Here is a 16,138-nt window from a genome sequence, read left to right as displayed (position 1 = left end):
GGGCCGCCAGACCCCGGCGGACGCGCGCGTCAGAACATGTCGAGCGCGACGCGCGCCTCGTCGGACATGCGGGACTGGTCCCATGGCGGCTCGAACACGATATTGACCATGACCCCGAGCGTGCCGCCGACCGAGCTGACCGCCGTCTCGACCTGGCGCGCCAGTTCGCCGGCGACCGGGCAGCCGGGCGCGGTCAGGGTCATCTCGACCTTGAAGAACTTCTCGGCGGTCGCCTCGACCTTGTAGATGAGGCCGAGCTCATAGATGTCGCAGGGAATTTCAGGATCGAAAATCGTCTTGAACGCCGCGACCGTGTCGTCCATCAGGCGCGCGCGCTCGGCCTGGGGGATGGAGCCGTCGAATATCCACTGCGGCGCATTGGGCTGGGCCTCCGCGTCAAGTTCCATCATTGCCTCGGCCATGGATCGGCTCCTTGCTTCCTTCCGCGCGCCGGTTCAAGGCCGGCGGGGCTTGCGTTCAAATCCTGCGTTTGTCCGGGTTCTGACAATCCGACCCTTTTTGTCCGCGATCGCCTTGGTTTTCAAGACCATGCGAAAAGCTCGCCATTCCGGCGTCAGGTTCAGGCGAACAGGCGCTCGGCCTTGAGCAGCGCCTCGACGAGCTTGTCGACCTCCTCGAAGGTGTTGTAGAGCCCGAACGAGGCGCGGCAGGTCGAGGTCACGCCGAAGCGCGTCATCAGCGGCTGCGCGCAATGCGTGCCGGCGCGCACCGCGACCCCCGAGGAGTCGAGAATCGTCGCGACGTCATGGGCGTGCGCCCCCTCCATGGCGAAGGAGATGATCGCGCCCTTGCCGTCGGCCTGGCCGATGACGCGCAGCGTCTTCACCTCGGCGAGGCGCTCATGGGCGTAGTCCGAGAGCGCCGTCTCATGGGCGTGGATGCGGTCGCGCCCGAGCGAACGCATGTAGTCGAGCGCGGCGCCAAGCCCGACCGCCTGGATGATCGGCGGCGTGCCGGCCTCGAAGCGGTGCGGCGGGACGTTGTAGGTCACATGATCCTGCGTCACGTCCTTGATCATCTCGCCGCCGCCGAGGAAGGGCGGCAGCTGCTCGAGCCATTTCGCCTTGCCGTAGAGCGCGCCGACGCCCGTCGGCCCGTACAGCTTGTGGCCGGTGACGACGTAAAAATCGGCGTCGAGCGCCTGCACGTCGACCGGCAGATGCACCGCCCCCTGCGAGCCGTCGACCAGCACGGGAACGCCGCGCGCATGGGCGATGCGGATGACGTCCGCGATCGGCGTCACCGTGCCGAGCACGTTGGACATGTGGGTGATCGCGACGATCTTGGTCTTCGGCGAGAGCGCCGCTTCAAAGCGCTCCAGCGAGAAGCCGCCGTCGTCGTCGACGTCGACCCATTTCAGCACGGCGCCCCTGCGCTCGCGCAGAAAATGCCAGGGGATGATGTTGGCGTGATGCTCCATCACGCTCAGGACGATCTCGTCGCCCGTCTCGACGAAGGCCTCGCCGAAGGAGGCGGCGACGAGGTTGATCGCCTCGGTCGCCGATTTGGTGAAGACGATGTTGTCCACGCTCTCGGCGTTGAGGAAGCCCCGCACGCTCTCGCGCGCGGCCTCAAAAGCGTCGGTCGCGGCGTTGGCGAGATGGTGCAGGCCGCGATGGACGTTGGCGTATTCATGGTAGGTCGCGGCGACCATGCGCTCGACGACCTGCTTCGGCTTCTGCGCCGAGGCGCCGTTGTCGAGATAGACGAGCGGCTTGCCATGGACGAGCGTCGAGAGGATCGGAAAATCCTCGCGCACGGTCAGGACGTCATAGGGCGCGGGCGCCGCGATGTGCTTGTTCATGGCGTTTCCCTCTGGCCGCCCTCGCCGCGCGCGCCGAGCCAGGCGACGATCTTCTCGCGCAGCCAGGCCGCGACGGCCTCGTCGGCGAGTTCGTCGGTCAGGTCGGCGGCGAAGGCTTCGAGCAGCAGCGATTCGGCGACCGGGCGCGGCAGGCCGCGGGCCTGGAGATAGAACAGCTGGTCCTCGCTCAGGCCGCCGCAAGTGGCGCCATGGCCGCAGGCCACGTCGTCGGCGAAGATCTCAAGCTCGGGCTTGTTGTTCATCGCCACCGAATCGGACAGCAGCAGCGCCTTCGACAGCATCCGCCCGTCGGTCTTCTGGGCGATCTGGTCGACCGTGATCTTGCCCTGGAAGACGCCGACGGCCTCCTCGTCGAGGACATATTTGAAGATCTCGCGCCCCGCGCAGCCGGGCGCCGCATGCTGCGCGAACAGCGTCACGTCGGCGTGCTCGCGGCCGCGCAGAAGGTTGACGCCATTGACATTGGCCGCGGCGTCGGCGCCGTCGAAACGCATGAAGATCTGCCGGCGCAGCACGCCGGCGTCGCCGACGAGGGAGAAGCCGTCGAACTTCGTCCGCGCGCCGAGCCGCGCGATCAGCGTGCAGACGGCGAGGCTCGCCCGCCCGTAGCCTGCAAAGACCGAGACGAGGCCGCAGGAGGCGTCGTCGGCCGCCTCGACGACGAGCGCGGCGTTGACCTGCGCCTTCGGCTCGAAGCCGGCGAGGCTTTCTTCAACCAAGCTCGCCTTCGCGCCCGCCCCGAGGATCAAGGCCGAGCGCAGATAGACCGCCTTCTCGCCCGCGCTGAAGGCCGTGACGAGGCGCAGCGGCGCGACGATCTCGGCGCCGGGCGCGACCTCGATCACCACGCCGTCCTGCATCAGGGCGGCGTTGAGCGCGACCGCCGGATCGGTCGGGAAGCCGTTCGCGCCGAGGAGCGCCAGAAGCCGCTCTTCGCCGGAGGCGAGGGCGTCGGTCAGGGAGCGGACCTTGACGCCTTCCGGCAGCGTGTCGGAAAGCTCCGGCGCGAACACGCCGTCGACCACGACGAGGCGCTGCGCCGGGGCCGATTTCGCGAGCTCGGCCCTGACCGCGGCGCGCGTTTCGGCGGCGGGGGCCGGCGCCAGCGGCAGGGCCTGGCGCATGAGGGCGCGCAGGTCGGTGTAATGCCAGGCCTCGACGCGGCGATGCGGCAGGCCGGCGTCGTAGAAGGCGCTGAAGGCGGCTTCGCGCAGGCTGCGCGCCTCGCCCGCCGGAATCTTCGCGAGCGCGGCGTCGAAGCTTTCGGCGAGGGCGGTTTCCGCGGCGGTGCGCGGCGGCGTGTTGGGGGCGTTCATCGCGTCTCTCCCGCTCAGGCCGCGGCGCTCGCGACATAGTCGCGATAGCCGCTCTTTTCGAGCTCGAGGGCGAGGTCGGGGCCGCCGGTGCGCACGATCTTGCCGCCGGCCATCACATGCACCGTGTCCGGCACGATGTAGTCGAGCAGGCGCTGGTAATGGGTGATGACGAGGAAGCTGCGGTCTGGCGCGCGCAGCGCGTTGACGCCGGCCGCGACGATGCGCAGCGCGTCGATGTCGAGGCCCGAATCGGTCTCGTCGAGAATGGCGAAGCTCGGTTCGAGCAGGGCCATCTGCAAGATGTCCATGCGCTTCTTCTCGCCGCCCGAGAAGCCGACGTTGAGGGCCCGCTTCAGCATGTCCTGCTTGATCTCGAGCTTGTCGGCGGCGGCCTTGACGCGCTTCATGAACTCCGGCGTCGTCAGCTCCGCCTCGCCGCGCTGCTTGCGCTGCGCGTTGAGCGCGGCCTTGAGGAAGGTCATGGTGGCGACGCCCGGGATCTCGAGCGGATACTGGAAGGCGAGGAACACGCCCTTGGCGGCGCGCACGTCCGGATCGAGGTCGATCAGGTTCTCGCCGTTGAGCAGGATCTCGCCGGAGTTGATCGTGTAGTCCGGGCGGCCGGCGACGACATAGGAGAGCGTCGACTTGCCGGTGCCGTTCGGGCCCATGACGGCGGCGACCTCGCCGTCCTTCACGGTCAGGTTGAAGTCGTCGAGGATGAGGCGGTCGCCGATCGACACGGAGAGATTCTTGATTTCCAGCATTGGGTTTGATCCTTGACGTTGCGCGGCGGACGCGGCTTCGCCGCCCGGCGCTGGCCTGCGGCGCCGCTCGCCAGCGAGGCTGGCCGTTTGAGGCGTCCCGCCCCGATTGATCCCTTGAGATGTCCGGCCCGCGCGGGCGGGCCGGCGCCTCGCCTCAGCCGACGCTGCCTTCGAGCGAGATCGCGATCAGCTTCTGCGCCTCGACCGCGAACTCCATCGGCAGCTGCTGCAGCACGTCGCGCACGAAGCCGTTGACGATCAGCGCCGTCGCCTCCTCGGCCGAAAGGCCGCGCTGCATGCAGTAGAACAGCTGGTCTTCGGAGATCTTCGAGGTCGTCGCCTCATGTTCGAACTGCGTCGAGGCGTTGCGCGATTCGATGTAGGGCACGGTGTGCGCGCCGCATTTGTCGCCGATCAGCAGCGAGTCGCAGTTCGTGAAGTTGCGCGCCCCGGTCGCCTTGCGGTGCGACGACACCTGGCCGCGATAGGTGTTTTGCGAGCGCCCGGCCGAGATGCCCTTGGAGATGATCCGGCTCGTCGTGTTCTTGCCGAGATGGATCATCTTGGTGCCGGAGTCGACCTGCTGGCGTCCGTTCGAGATCGCGATCGAGTAGAACTCGCCGCGCGAACCGTCGCCGCGCAGGACGCAGGACGGATATTTCCAGGTGATCGCCGAGCCGGTCTCGACCTGCGTCCACGAGATCTTCGAGCGGTCGCCGCGGCAGTCGCCGCGCTTCGTCACGAAATTATAGATGCCGCCCCTGCCCTCGGCGTCGCCGGGGTACCAGTTCTGGACGGTCGAATATTTGATCTCGGCGTCCTCATGGGCGACGAGCTCGACGACGGCGGCGTGAAGCTGGTTCTCGTCGCGCTTCGGGGCCGTGCAGCCTTCGAGATAGGACACATAGGCGCCCTTGTCGGCGATGATCAGGGTGCGCTCGAACTGGCCGGTGTTCTGTTCGTTGATGCGGAAATAGGTCGAGAGCTCCATCGGGCATTTGACGCCCGGCGGGATGTAGACGAAGGAGCCGTCGGAGAAGACCGCGCTGTTGAGGGTGGCGTAGTAATTGTCGGTCGTCGGCACGACGGAGCCGAGATATTTCTTCACGAGCTCGGGATGGGTGTGGACGGCCTCCGAGATCGGGCAGAACACGACGCCGGCCTTGGCCAGCTCCTCCTTGAAGGTGGTGACGACGGAGACCGAGTCGAACACGGCGTCGACGGCGACGCGACGCTCGGGATTGGGGTTCTCGACGCCGGCGAGGATCTCCTGCTCCCTGAGCGGGATGCCGAGCTTCTCATAGACCTTGAGCAGTTCGGGATCGACCTCGTCGAGCGACTTCGGCCCGGCCGCCTTCTTCGGGGCCGAGTAATAATAGAGGTCCTGATAGTCGATCTTGGGGAAGTCGACGCGCGCCCAGGTCGGCTCCTCCATGGTCAGCCAGCGGCGGTAGGCGGAAAGACGCCATTCGGTCAGCCAGTCCGGCTCGCCCTTCTTGGCTGAAATGAATCGGACAATGTCCTCATTCAGACCTTTTGGGGCCTTTTCGGACTCAATGTCGGAAAAGAAACCGTATTTATACTCGCTGACGTCGATCGATTTGACCCGATCGACGGTCTCCTGCACAGCCGCCATTTCAAAACTCCTCACCCTGCCGGTTTCAAGGACCGCCGGTTCAGACACGAGACTATAGACCGAAGCGCCGCCGCCGTCTTCAGCGGGCGCCGACCCTCTCCGGCGCTCCCGCGCGGCGCGCCCTGACGGCGCGCAGCGCCCTGTCGAGCGCGCCGACGAACAGCGCGCAGTCAGCCTCGGTCGAGCTCCAGCCAAGACTGACCCGGACCGCGCCGCCCGAAAGCCCGGGCGGAACGCCCATCGCCGCGAGCACATGGGACCGCCTCACCCTGCCGGACGAACATGCGGACCCCGAAGACACGGCGACGCCCTCGACGTCGAGACGCATGAGCAAAAGCTGTGCCTCCACGCCCGGAACGGCGAAGGCCGAGCTGTTTGGCAGGCGCTCGACGCCGCGCGCGAAAAACGCCGCCTCCGGCGCGATCCGCGCGACTTCGGCCTCGAGCGCGTCGCGCCAGCCCGCGAGCCGCGCCGCCTCGGCGTCGAGCGCCGCCGTCGCGGCCGCGAGCGCCGCGCCCATGCCGGCGATCGCCGCGACGTTCTCGGTCCCGGCGCGCACGCCCCGCTCCTGTCCGCCGCCGCGCAGCAGCGTCTCCCTGATATGGGCGCCCGCCGCGCCAAAACAAAGCGCGGCCGCGCCCTGCGGCCCGCCGAATTTGTGTCCTGAAACGATCAGCGCGTCGGCTTGCGTCGCCGCAAACGACAAAGCGGCCTTGCCGGCGGCCTGCGCGGCGTCGCACACGAGCGCACCCCCGGCGGCGTGGACGAGCGCCGCGGCGGCGGCGACCGGCTGGATCGCGCCGGTGCGGCCGCGAGCGCGCCGAGGTCGAGCGCGCCGTCAGGCGTCAGCGCCACGGTCTCGGCCGCTTCCGCCGGAAAGCGGTGGCCGGCGAGGACGGCGGCGTGCTCGCCCGCCCCCATGAGCAGAAGATCGAAGCCGCGCCCGCCGATCTCGAGCGTCGGCGAAAGCGCCAGATTGAGCGCCTCCGTGCCGCCCGAGGCGAAGGTCACGCCCGACGCCGGCCCGCCGAAGGTTTCGGCCAGGACGCGGCGGGCGTCCTCGACGAGCGCGCGGGCGGCGCGCCCCTCGGCGTGGATCGAGGAGGCGTTGCCGGGAACGGCCAGCGCCCGGGCCATGGCCTCGCGCGCCTGCGGCCGCAGCGCGGTCGTGGCGTTATGGTCGAGATAGGCGCGTTCGCGGCTCACGCGCGCCGCCCGCCCGGCCGCCCCGCCGCCCTCGCGCAGCCGCCCGCCGCCCGCGCGCAGCCGATTGAAGCGGCGCGGAAAATTCTTGCCATCCGGTCCCGCCCCCATGTTAGAGAAGTCGCCCGGCCGCGCCGGCTCCCGCGCGCGGCGTCGCCGCCAGCCTCGCACAGCTCGCGCGCCCGGAAAACAGAGGCCGCGGGAAATTCGGCCTCGGGACGCGCGCGGCCTTGGCGAAGCGCGCCGTCGCCGCCACATGGACGGTTGAGAGCCGCTACGGAGACATCATGCCCGAGGTCATGTTCAACGGCCCCGCCGGACGCATCGAAGGACGCTTTCATCCTTCGACCGTGCGCGGCGCGCCGATCGCCATCATTCTTCATCCGCACCCGCAATTCGGCGGGACGATGAACAACCAGATCGTCTATAATCTCTATTACGCCTTCGCCGAGCGCGGATTTGCGGTTCTGCGCTTCAACTTCCGCGGGGTCGGCCGCAGCCAGGGCGGTTTCGACCATGGCCAGGGCGAACTGTCCGACGCCGCCGCCGCGCTCGACTGGGCCCAGGCGATCAACCCCGAAGCGCGCGCCTGCTGGATCGCCGGCATCTCCTTCGGCTCCTGGATCGGCATGCAGCTGCTGATGCGCCGCCCGGAGATCGAGGGCTTCATCTCGATCGCCCCGCCGGCCAACCGCTTCGACTTCTCGTTCCTCGCCCCCTGCCCGTCGTCCGGCCTGTTCGTCCATGGCGACCAGGACCGCGTCGCCCCGCTGAAGGAGGTCACGGCGCTCATCGAGAAGCTCAAGACGCAGAAGGGCATCGTGATCGAGCACGCGGTGATCCCGGGCGCGAACCATTTCTTCGAGAACTGCGTCGACCCGCTGGTCGAGGAGGTCGGGCTCTATCTCGACCGTCGCCTCGGCAATCCGCCGCGCCTGCCGACGCCGACGCGTTCCGACCAGGCCGAGAAACGCTGAGCCGCACGCCGCCGGGCCAAAAGGCGCCGCCGGGCCAAGGGGCGCGGCGCGCCCGTCAGAACATCTCGATCACGAGGACCGTGTTGTCCTCATTGGCGTGCGTGCTGAAGCTCACCTCGGTCTCGACCACGAGGCGGCCGAGCTGGAGCAGGTGCGGCCGCATGCCGGCGTAGGCCGCTTCGCTGTTCGAATAGGTGACGCGGCAGCCCGGCATGGCGACGCGGCGCATTTCGGCGAAGGCCTTTTCGCGGCTGCCATGATGCGACAGCGGCGCCGAGCGCGAGCACATGTCGCTGACCGAGCGGTCGGGAATCGAGGTGATGAGCGGGCGCCCGCGCCAGGCGCTCTCCGGCACGAAATAGAACACCACGTCGATGAAGCCGAGATATCTGGTCTCGCCCTCGCCGCCGAGATTGAGCATCCGGCCGGTCGCCTTCGGATTGGTCGGGGTCGCGATATGGTTGACCCTGCCGTCGACCGGCTCGCCCTGCCCGACCTCGGGCGGACAGGTCTTGTGATTGTGCGGCCAGCCATAAGGCGTCATCGACACGAGCGGCGTGATGACGAAGGGCGAGGGCGGCGGCGCCGGCCTGTTTTCGAGCGCGGCGATCTCGGCGTCGAGCGCGGCGATGGTCTTCTTGCCGACGATGTCGTCGGGGACGCTCTGCCAGGGCTGCAGGATCCCGCGCTTGGCCTTGAACGCCACGACCGTCCGCGCCGTGGCGAGCCCATAGCGCATCGGCCCGAGCTCGCCGCCGCCGATGAAGCCCGCGCCGAGCGTGACCAGCGCCTGCTGGATCTTGCCGACATGCGCGCCCTGCGCGCCCTGGAACACATGGGCGGGGTCCGACACGAGGCAGGCCTCGAGCTTCGGATCGCCGCGGAACAGGTTCGACATGAGGCCCATGGCCGCCTCTCAAGGGAAGGCGGCCACGCGCCGCCAGCGTCAGTTTTCCTCGGGAACCGGCACGTCGAAGGTGTTCAGCGTCACCGACACGAGGCAATAGAGCCCGACGAGATAGGACAGCTCGGCCGCGCCATGGGCGGTGAAGGTCTCGACCGCCGTTTTATACAGAAGCTCGGGCAGCACTCCGCCGTTGACCAGCGCGAAGGCCGTGTCATAGGCGACCCCTTCCTCGCGCGTGAGGTCGGTCGGGCGGCAGCCGGCGACGATGGTCGAGATCTTTTCATCCGAAAGGCCGCGCATCTCGCCGACGAGCACATGGGCGTAAAGCTCGTAGCCCGAATGGAAATGCGTCCCCGTGACGAGAATCGCCACCTCGCGCACGTTCTTCGGCAGCGAGGGGTTCGAGGCGAGCGCCTTGACGAGATCCCAGCTCGCCTTGCCAAAGCCCGGCTCGTGCAGCCAGGGGTTCCACGGGCCGATCAGCGAGCCATTGTCGCAAATGGCGCGAAAGCCCTTGAAGCTCGTTTCGATCCCGCTCTTCATGTCGGCGTAGAGCTCGCGCTGCTCGGGCGTCAGCTCGGCGACGGGGATCAGGGGAAGGCGCATGGGGGCTCCTGTGCGGTGGTGAAAACGGACGCGGGCCAGAGGGTCGCCCGCGCGGGCCGATCATGGCGCATCTTCACGACAAAGGCTTTCCCGATCGACCGGTCTCCAGCCCGCCGGCGAAGGCCGGGCGACGGAGGCGCGATCAGGACGGCCGCGCGATCACGCCGCCGGTCAGGGGCTCCTCGACGCCGGTCGTGGTCGGAAAGGAGATCGGCAGGTCTTTCAGGCGGCGCACGGCGAGATAGGCGAAGGCCTGCGCCTCCATGGCGTCGATCGACCAGCCGAAGTCGCTCGCCGGGGCGACCCGGCACGGCAGGCGCCGTTCGAGCTCGCCCATGATCGCCGCGTTGCGCGCCCCGCCGCCGCAGACGACCGCGATCGCGGCTTCCGCCGGCATCAGCTTCAGCGCGCGGGCGATCGCCTCGGCGGTGAAGGCGCTGAGCGTCGCCGCCGCGTCGTCGGTCGGCAGATCCTCGACCGGCTTGCCCGACATCGACGCCCGGTCGAGCGATTTCGGCGGCGGCGCGGCGAAGAACGGGTCAGCGAGCAGCGCCTCAAGCGCGGCCTGGTCCACCGTGCCGCTGAGCGCGGCGCGCCCGTCGCGGTCGATGGCGACGCCGGCGCGCGCCAGCATCAGATCGTCGATCAGGGCGTTGCCGGGGCCGGCGTCGCAGGCGATCGGCGGCGCGCCCGGCGCGCAGAAGGTGACGTTCGAGACGCCGCCGATATTGACGACGAGCGCCGGCCGCGCAAAGCCCGCCGCCGCGCAGAGCGCGCTGTGGAACGCCGGCACGAGCGGCGCGCCCTGCCCGCCGCGCGCGACGTCATTGGCGCGGAAGTCATGGACGGTGACGAGCCCGGTCGCGGCGGCGAGCGCCTCGCCGTCGCCGATCTGCACGGTCAGGCGCTTGTTCGGCTTGTGCATCACGGTCTGGCCATGGAAGCCGAGCACGTCGACGTCCGCGGCCGCGAAGCGGTTCTTGTCCATGAAGCGCTTCACCGCCTCGGCGTGGCGGCGCGTGACCATCTCCTCGGCTTCGGCGACGGCGGGCGGGCGCAGCCGGCGGTTTTCGATCGTCGCGGCCTCGACGAGGGCGCGGCGCAGCAGGGCGCGCTCCTCCTCGACATAGGGAAAGAAGCCGACATTGCCGAGCCGGATCTGGCTTTCGCCGTCCGTTTCGATGAAGGCGACGTCGACGCCGTCCATGGAGGTGCCGCTCATCAGGCCTATGGCGCGCAGCAAGGTCATCGCCCTTCGCTCTCCAGCTCTCGTCCCGCGGCTCCCGCCGCGCGCGCATGTTCGACGCCGGCCGCGCTCAAGGCAAGCCGCTTTGTGCGCCAGGGCACGGCGGCGCGAAGCGGCGCCGGGCAGGCTCGGCGGGTCGAAAGCCGACGAAGGAAGTCATGATGGGCGACGAACTGCAATTGCGCGCGAAAATCGTCGGCGTGCTCAATTCACGGGCCTGCCTCGACATCCGCTTCGTCGCCGCCGGAATCTCGATTCTCGGCTATCATTACGGCTATCTGTGCGATCTTGTCTGCCAGCATTGCGTCGGCGTGAGTTTCGGGGTCGAGGATCCCGACGCGCTGGCGGAATATAACGACAGGTCGAACACGCTGCGCTTCGCCCGCCGCGACCTCGGCTTCTACGCGACGCATGCGGGGCGCGCGCAGATCGTGCATGAATGCACCCATGCCGTGATCGACGTCGTGCGCGCCGGCAAGACGGTCCGGCGCGCCGACAATGAGGCGATCGCCTGGATCGCCCAGACCATGTTCCTGCTGCTTTCCGGCCAGACCGTCCCCGAGGGGAACGATTTCCGTCAATCGCTCGCCGCCGTCGCCCGCGACGCCATCGCCCGCAGCCGCGACGACGGGCCCTATGTCGTGCCGGCCAGCGCGACGAGCTTCATCGGCGAGACGCTGCAGGGCGCCGACAAGCTGCGCGCGAAAAAGCGCGGCCTCTCCGTTCCCGACGTCGAGACCATGAGCGGGATCCCCTGGCCGCGCCCCGAGCCGATGCAGCCTGAATGATCCTGCCGACTGATCCCCGTTCGCGCGGCGCCCGCGTTTGCCATGGCGCGCCCTTTGCCGGTAAAGCTTCGCCTCCCGCGCCGCGCGCGCAGGCCAACAAAGCCTCCGGTCAAAGACATGTCAGACAGCTTCCGCCCCCGCTCCGATTTTCTGCGCACGCTGGTCTCGCGCGGTTATGTGCGTCAGTGCTCGGACCTCGAGGGGCTCGACGCGCGGGCGCTCGAGGGGGGGCTTTGCGGCTATATCGGCTTCGACTGCACCGCCGCCTCGCTGCATGTCGGCTCGCTCGTCCAGATCATGATGCTGCGCTGGCTGCAGAAGAGCGGCGGGCGCCCCGTCGCGCTGATGGGCTCGGGCACGACGCGGATCGGCGACCCCACGGGGCGTGACGAAAGCCGCAGGATTCTCACCCCCGAGGCGATCGACGAGAACAAGGCCGGCATCCAGCAGGTGTTCGACCGCTTCCTCGCCTTCGGCGACGGCCCCGCCGACGCCGTGATGGCCGACAACGCCGACTGGCTGCTCAAGCTGAATTACGTCGATTTCCTGCGCGACGTCGGCCGGCACTTCTCGGTCAACCGCATGATGTCGATGGATTCGGTCAGGCTCCGGCTCGACCGCGAGCAGGAGCTCTCCTTCCTCGAATTCAACTACATGTGCCTGCAGGCCTATGATTTCGTGGAGCTCAACCGGCGCATGGGCTGCGTGCTGCAGATGGGCGGCTCGGACCAGTGGGGCAATATCGTCACCGGGCTCGACCTTGGCCGGCGCATGGGACGCGAGCAGCTGTTCGCGCTGACCTCGCCGCTGCTGACCACGGCGTCGGGCGCCAAGATGGGCAAGACGGCGCAGGGCGCGGTCTGGCTCAACGCCGCGATGCTGCCGGCTTTCGAATACTGGCAGTTCTGGCGCAACTGCGACGACGCCGACGTCGGCCGGTTCTTGAAGCTTTTCACCGAGCTGCCGCTCGACGAGATCGCGCGGCTCGAGGCGCTGGCGGGCGCCGAGATCAACGACGCCAAGAAGATTCTCGCGACCGAGGCGACCGCCATGGCTCACGGCCGCGAGGCGGCTGAGGCCGCTTCGGAAGCTGCGCGCAAAACCTTCGAGGAAGGCGCGCTGGCGCAGGACCTGCCGTCAGTGGACATCGCCGCGGCCGAGGTCGAGGCCGGGCTCGGCGTGCTGAGCGCGTTCGTCAAGGCCGGGCTCGTCGCCTCGACCGGCGAGGCGCGCCGGCAGGTCAAGGGCGGCGGGCTCAGGGTCAATGACGCCGCCGTGACCGACGAGCGCGCGCAGATCGGCGCCGCCGACGCCGCGGGCGGCGTGGTCAAGCTCTCGCTCGGCCGCAAGCGCCATGTGCTGCTGCGGCTTGTGTAGCCTCAGCGGCGTTCGGCGAAGAACCGCCGCAGCAGCGCCGCCGCCTCGGCCTCGCGAAAACCTTCATAGACCTCCGGCGCATGGTGGCAGGTCGGCTGCGAAAAGAAGCGCGGGCCGTGGTCGACCGCCCCGCCCTTGGGGTCGGAGGCGGCAAAATAAAGCCGCCTGACGCGCGCGAAAGAAATCGCCCCGGCGCACATGGCGCAGGGTTCGAGCGTCACGTAAAGGTCGCAGGCCCCGAGCCGCTGCGAGCCGAGCGCCGCCCCGCCCGCCCGGATCGCCAGAATTTCGGCGTGCGCCGTGGGGTCCGACAGTTCGAGCGTGCGGTTGCCGGCGGCGGCGATCACCCGGCCGCCCAGCGCGAGCGCCGCGCCGACCGGAACCTCGCCGCGGGCATAGGCGGCCTCGGCCTCGGCGAAGGCCGCCGACATCGGCTCCGACATGAGCTCCAAATTGGGGTCCGAGTTGGGGGCCAAATTGGGGTCAAGCCCCGCGCAAGGCGCCCCTGCGACAAGCTTCAAACCGCCCGCTCCGCTTGAAAAAGGCGACAAGCCGCCGACTTCCCGTTATAGACGCATCTTTCCGCCCAGACTGGAAGCTTTCGCAAATGCCCGCCTATCGCTCCCGCACGACCACGCATGGACGCAACATGGCCGGAGCGCGCGGCCTCTGGCGCGCCACCGGCATGAAGGACGGCGATTTCGGCAAGCCGATCATCGCGGTGGCCAATTCCTTCACGCAATTCGTGCCGGGCCATGTGCATCTGAAAGACCTCGGCCAGCTCGTCGCCCGCGAGATCGAGGCGGCGGGCGGCGTCGCCAAGGAGTTCAACACCATCGCCGTCGACGACGGCATCGCCATGGGCCATGACGGCATGCTCTATTCGCTGCCCTCGCGCGAGATCATCGCCGACAGCGTCGAATATATGGTCAACGCCCATTGCGCCGACGCGCTGGTGTGCATCTCGAACTGCGACAAGATCACGCCCGGCATGCTGATGGCGGCGCTGCGGCTCAACATTCCCGCGGTCTTCGTTTCGGGCGGGCCGATGGAGGCCGGCAAGGTCGTGCTCGCCGGCAAGGAGAAGGCGCTCGACCTCGTCGACGCCATGGTCGCGGCGGCCGACGACCATGTCTCCGACGCCGACGTGAAAGCCATCGAACGCTCGGCCTGCCCGACCTGCGGGTCGTGCTCGGGCATGTTCACGGCGAACTCCATGAACTGCCTGACCGAGGCGCTGGGGCTTTCGCTTCCCGGCAACGGCACCACGCTCGCGACCCATTCCGACCGCAGGCGCCTGTTCGTCGAGGCGGGGCATCTCATCGTCGATCTCGCGCGGCGCCATTATGAGCAGGACGACGAAACCGTCCTGCCGCGCTCGGTCGCAAGCTTCAAGGCCTTCGAGAACGCCATGACGCTCGACATCGCCATGGGCGGCTCGACCAACACGGTGCTGCATCTCCTCGCCGCCGCGCACGAGGGCGGGATCGATTTCACCATGGCCGACATCGACCGGCTGTCGCGCCGCGTGCCGGTCCTGTGCAAGGTCGCGCCCGCCGTCGCCGACGTGCATGTCGAGGACGTGCATCGCGCCGGCGGCGTGATGGCCATTCTGGGCGAGCTCGAGCGCGCCGGCCTCATTCATGGCGAGGCGAAGACCGTCCATTCGGGCACGATGAAGGACGCGCTCGACCGCTGGGACCTGCGCCGCTCGAACAGCGAAGCGGTCGCCGAATTCTTCCGCGCCGCGCCGGGCGGCGTGCCGACGCAGGAAGCCTTCAGCCAGTCGGCGCGCTGGAAGGAGACCGACCTCGACCGCGAAAAGGGCGTCATCCGCGACGTCTCCCACGCCTTCTCGCAGGACGGCGGCCTCGCGGTTCTCTACGGCAATCTCGCCGAGGACGGCGCCATCGTGAAGACGGCGGGCGTCGACGCCTCGATCCTCGTCTTTTCGGGCCCCGCCCGCGTGTTCGAGAGCCAGGACGCGGCGGTCGAAGCGATCCTCAAGGACCGGGTCAGGGCCGGCGACGTGCTGGTCATCCGCTATGAGGGGCCGCGCGGCGGGCCCGGCATGCAGGAGATGCTCTATCCGACGAGCTATCTGAAGTCGAAGGGCCTCGGCAAGGCCTGCGCCCTCGTCACCGACGGGCGTTTTTCGGGCGGCACGTCGGGCCTGTCGATCGGCCACGCCTCGCCCGAAGCGGCCGAGGGCGGGACGATCGGCCTTGTCGAGGACGGCGACCGCATCGAGATCGACATCCCCGCGCGAAAACTTCATCTCGCCGTCGACGACGCCGAGCTCGCCCGCCGCCGCGCCGCCATGGAGGAGAAGGGCCGCGACGGCTGGAAGCCCGAAGCCCGCCAGCGCAAGGTTTCGGCCGCGCTCAGGGCTTACGCCGCCATGACCACCAGCGCCGCGCGCGGCGCGGTGCGCGACGTCGACCAGCTGTCGCGCTGACGCCCGCCGGGCCGTTCGGGCGCGCCGCCGCCGTCGCCTGACGCGGCGCCCGCCGCCGGAGGCGTCCTAGTTCGGCGCGCCCGCCTCCCGCGCCGGGCGCGCCTCAAGCACGCCGCAGCCATGGTCCTGCAGATCTTCGAGATGCACGCGGCCATGCGGCGCCTTGCGCGCGAGGAGCACGAAGCCCGGCGCGCCGGAAAAGCGCGCGCCGAACACCGCGATCGAATTGTCCGCGAGCGGCGCCGACGGCGCGTCGGCCGCAACGAGCAGGAAGGGGTCAGGCGCCGGCGCCTCCCCCAGGATGCGGCGGGCGCGATAGGTCTTGCCGAACATCGAAAAATCGGCGAACGCCGCGCCGATCTCGTCGGCGCGCTTCCTGAGCTCGCGCGCCACGTCGACGCGCGGACAGTCGAGATGGATATGCAGCTGGTTCTGGGTGCGCGCGCCGGCCCCGTTGATCGTCATCGCCATGTCCTCGCGCGCGAAGGCCGCCTCCGGCGCCGCGGCCTCGACGAAATGGCGCGCGGACCAGGCGGCGCGCCAGTAGTTCGGCAGGCCGGGGGCGCCAAGACGCGGATCCTCCATGCCGGCGATCCGCAGCGTCGGGATCAGCAGAAACTGGGTGCGCCCGCGCAGATCCTTGAGCACGGCGAAGCCGTTCGCCTCGCCGCCGTCGAGATCGACCGCGGCGCAGGGCGCGGGGCTGTTCAGCATCCGCTGGTCGGGGACGCAGAGCCCGTTCACGATGCTCCACAAGGCGTCGGACCCGGCCGTCGCCGGCGGCGCGGCGGCCGCCCAGGCGAGCGCGGCGCCGGCGACGGCGGCGCGCGCCCGCCGCCCGAGGACGGCGCGGGAACGCAGGTCTGAACGCGGCAAGGGCGGAGCGAAAACATCCATCTGACCGGCCAATCTGCGCTGCGCCCGCGCCGGATCCGGCAAAGGCCGCGCGGCGTCGTCATTGAACCCGGCTTTCATGAAACCCTGCTTTCATGACGCCGGCTAGTCAGGCGC

At 69.1% G+C, this 16,138-nt stretch carries 15 protein-coding genes and 1 pseudogene; 4 read left to right on the top strand and 12 right to left on the bottom strand.

Annotation, left to right across the window (positions count from 1 at the left end):
* Window positions 1–29: 29 nt before the first annotated feature.
* From ACILRB_RS03530 to ACILRB_RS03500, 7 genes and pseudogenes are all read right to left on the bottom strand, one after another.
* Complete coding sequence (locus ACILRB_RS03530) at window positions 30–422, bottom strand: iron-sulfur cluster assembly protein (protein WP_395664908.1); 393 nt, start codon at window positions 420–422, stop codon at window positions 30–32.
* Between the two features lie 158 nt (window positions 423–580).
* On the bottom strand, window positions 581–1,825 hold the full coding sequence (locus ACILRB_RS03525) for a cysteine desulfurase (protein WP_395664907.1): 1,245 nt from the start codon (window positions 1,823–1,825) through the stop codon (window positions 581–583).
* A complete protein-coding gene (locus tag ACILRB_RS03520; protein WP_395664906.1) occupies window positions 1,822–3,162 on the bottom strand; it encodes a SufB/SufD family protein in 1,341 nt (446 codons plus the stop codon). The genes ACILRB_RS03525 and ACILRB_RS03520 overlap by 4 nt, the downstream gene beginning before the upstream one ends.
* Window positions 3,163–3,176: 14 nt before the next feature.
* Window positions 3,177–3,929, bottom strand: coding sequence for a Fe-S cluster assembly ATPase SufC (sufC, locus tag ACILRB_RS03515; protein ID WP_395664905.1), 753 nt, complete (start codon window positions 3,927–3,929; stop codon window positions 3,177–3,179).
* A 154-nt stretch (window positions 3,930–4,083) separates the two neighbouring features.
* The gene (sufB, locus tag ACILRB_RS03510; RefSeq protein WP_395664904.1) at window positions 4,084–5,565 is read right to left on the bottom strand and encodes a Fe-S cluster assembly protein SufB; all 1,482 of its coding nucleotides are present in this window, start codon (window positions 5,563–5,565) and stop codon (window positions 4,084–4,086) included.
* A gap of 79 nt (window positions 5,566–5,644) precedes the next feature.
* On the bottom strand, window positions 5,645–6,361 hold the full coding sequence (locus ACILRB_RS03505; protein WP_395664973.1) for an aminotransferase class V-fold PLP-dependent enzyme: 717 nt from the start codon (window positions 6,359–6,361) through the stop codon (window positions 5,645–5,647).
* A gap of 131 nt (window positions 6,362–6,492) precedes the next feature.
* Window positions 6,493–6,702 (bottom strand): annotated as a pseudogene (locus ACILRB_RS03500) (aminotransferase class V-fold PLP-dependent enzyme); the annotation flags it as partial.
* Between the two features lie 353 nt (window positions 6,703–7,055).
* On the opposite strand from ACILRB_RS03500, the gene ACILRB_RS03495 reads away from it, so the two are divergent.
* Entirely contained in the window at window positions 7,056–7,745 is a 690-nt protein-coding gene (locus tag ACILRB_RS03495) for an alpha/beta hydrolase (protein ID WP_395664903.1), read from the top strand.
* Between the two features lie 55 nt (window positions 7,746–7,800).
* Here the strand turns inward: ACILRB_RS03495 and ACILRB_RS03490 are convergent, their stop codons facing one another.
* The 3 genes from ACILRB_RS03490 to ACILRB_RS03480 all read right to left on the bottom strand — a co-directional run bounded on the left by ACILRB_RS03490 (window position 7,801) and on the right by ACILRB_RS03480 (window position 10,507).
* Window positions 7,801–8,652 carry a hypothetical protein gene (locus ACILRB_RS03490; RefSeq protein ID WP_395664902.1) on the bottom strand — a complete coding sequence of 284 codons (852 nt, stop codon included), beginning with the start codon at window positions 8,650–8,652 and terminating at the stop codon, window positions 7,801–7,803.
* 39 nt (window positions 8,653–8,691) lie between these two features.
* On the bottom strand, window positions 8,692–9,258 hold the full coding sequence (locus ACILRB_RS03485) for a carboxymuconolactone decarboxylase family protein (RefSeq protein WP_395664901.1): 567 nt from the start codon (window positions 9,256–9,258) through the stop codon (window positions 8,692–8,694).
* 142 nt (window positions 9,259–9,400) lie between these two features.
* Window positions 9,401–10,507, bottom strand: coding sequence for an anhydro-N-acetylmuramic acid kinase (locus ACILRB_RS03480; protein ID WP_395664900.1), 1,107 nt, complete (start codon window positions 10,505–10,507; stop codon window positions 9,401–9,403).
* Between the two features lie 158 nt (window positions 10,508–10,665).
* Between ACILRB_RS03480 and ACILRB_RS03475 the strand changes: the two genes are divergently transcribed.
* Window positions 10,666–11,292, top strand: coding sequence for a hypothetical protein (locus tag ACILRB_RS03475; RefSeq protein WP_395664899.1), 627 nt, complete (start codon window positions 10,666–10,668; stop codon window positions 11,290–11,292).
* A 117-nt stretch (window positions 11,293–11,409) separates the two neighbouring features.
* Entirely contained in the window at window positions 11,410–12,669 is a 1,260-nt protein-coding gene (gene tyrS, locus ACILRB_RS03470; RefSeq protein WP_395664898.1) for a tyrosine--tRNA ligase, read from the top strand.
* A gap of 2 nt (window positions 12,670–12,671) precedes the next feature.
* Here the strand turns inward: tyrS and ACILRB_RS03465 are convergent, their stop codons facing one another.
* Window positions 12,672–13,112, bottom strand: coding sequence for a nucleoside deaminase (locus ACILRB_RS03465; protein ID WP_395664897.1), 441 nt, complete (start codon window positions 13,110–13,112; stop codon window positions 12,672–12,674).
* A gap of 164 nt (window positions 13,113–13,276) precedes the next feature.
* On the opposite strand from ACILRB_RS03465, the gene ilvD reads away from it, so the two are divergent.
* Entirely contained in the window at window positions 13,277–15,127 is a 1,851-nt protein-coding gene (ilvD, locus tag ACILRB_RS03460; protein ID WP_395664896.1) for a dihydroxy-acid dehydratase, read from the top strand.
* A gap of 66 nt (window positions 15,128–15,193) precedes the next feature.
* Here the strand turns inward: ilvD and ACILRB_RS03455 are convergent, their stop codons facing one another.
* Window positions 15,194–16,003: a CDP-diacylglycerol diphosphatase gene (locus tag ACILRB_RS03455; protein WP_395664895.1), complete on the bottom strand. Its 810-nt coding sequence runs from the start codon at window positions 16,001–16,003 to the stop codon at window positions 15,194–15,196.
* Window positions 16,004–16,138: the final 135 nt, after the last annotated feature.

Source organism: Methylocella sp. (assembly GCF_044226135.1).
GTDB lineage: Bacteria > Pseudomonadota > Alphaproteobacteria > Rhizobiales > Beijerinckiaceae > Methylocapsa.
Note: the sequence above shows the minus strand (reverse complement) of the source record. Positions and strands in the feature narration are given on the sequence as shown.

Coding starts and splice junctions, on each gene's coding strand:
- ACILRB_RS03530 (WP_395664908.1), bottom strand. CDS start 422: ATGGCCGAGGCAATGATGGAACTTGACGCGGAGGCCCAGCCCAATGCG.
- ACILRB_RS03525 (WP_395664907.1), bottom strand. CDS start 1,825: ATGAACAAGCACATCGCGGCGCCCGCGCCCTATGACGTCCTGACCGTG.
- ACILRB_RS03520 (WP_395664906.1), bottom strand. CDS start 3,162: ATGAACGCCCCCAACACGCCGCCGCGCACCGCCGCGGAAACCGCCCTC.
- sufC (WP_395664905.1), bottom strand. CDS start 3,929: ATGCTGGAAATCAAGAATCTCTCCGTGTCGATCGGCGACCGCCTCATC.
- sufB (WP_395664904.1), bottom strand. CDS start 5,565: ATGGCGGCTGTGCAGGAGACCGTCGATCGGGTCAAATCGATCGACGTC.
- ACILRB_RS03495 (WP_395664903.1), top strand. CDS start 7,056: ATGCCCGAGGTCATGTTCAACGGCCCCGCCGGACGCATCGAAGGACGC.
- ACILRB_RS03490 (WP_395664902.1), bottom strand. CDS start 8,652: ATGGGCCTCATGTCGAACCTGTTCCGCGGCGATCCGAAGCTCGAGGCC.
- ACILRB_RS03485 (WP_395664901.1), bottom strand. CDS start 9,258: ATGCGCCTTCCCCTGATCCCCGTCGCCGAGCTGACGCCCGAGCAGCGC.
- ACILRB_RS03480 (WP_395664900.1), bottom strand. CDS start 10,507: ATGACCTTGCTGCGCGCCATAGGCCTGATGAGCGGCACCTCCATGGAC.
- ACILRB_RS03475 (WP_395664899.1), top strand. CDS start 10,666: ATGGGCGACGAACTGCAATTGCGCGCGAAAATCGTCGGCGTGCTCAAT.
- tyrS (WP_395664898.1), top strand. CDS start 11,410: ATGTCAGACAGCTTCCGCCCCCGCTCCGATTTTCTGCGCACGCTGGTC.
- ACILRB_RS03465 (WP_395664897.1), bottom strand. CDS start 13,112: ATGTCGGAGCCGATGTCGGCGGCCTTCGCCGAGGCCGAGGCCGCCTAT.
- ilvD (WP_395664896.1), top strand. CDS start 13,277: ATGCCCGCCTATCGCTCCCGCACGACCACGCATGGACGCAACATGGCC.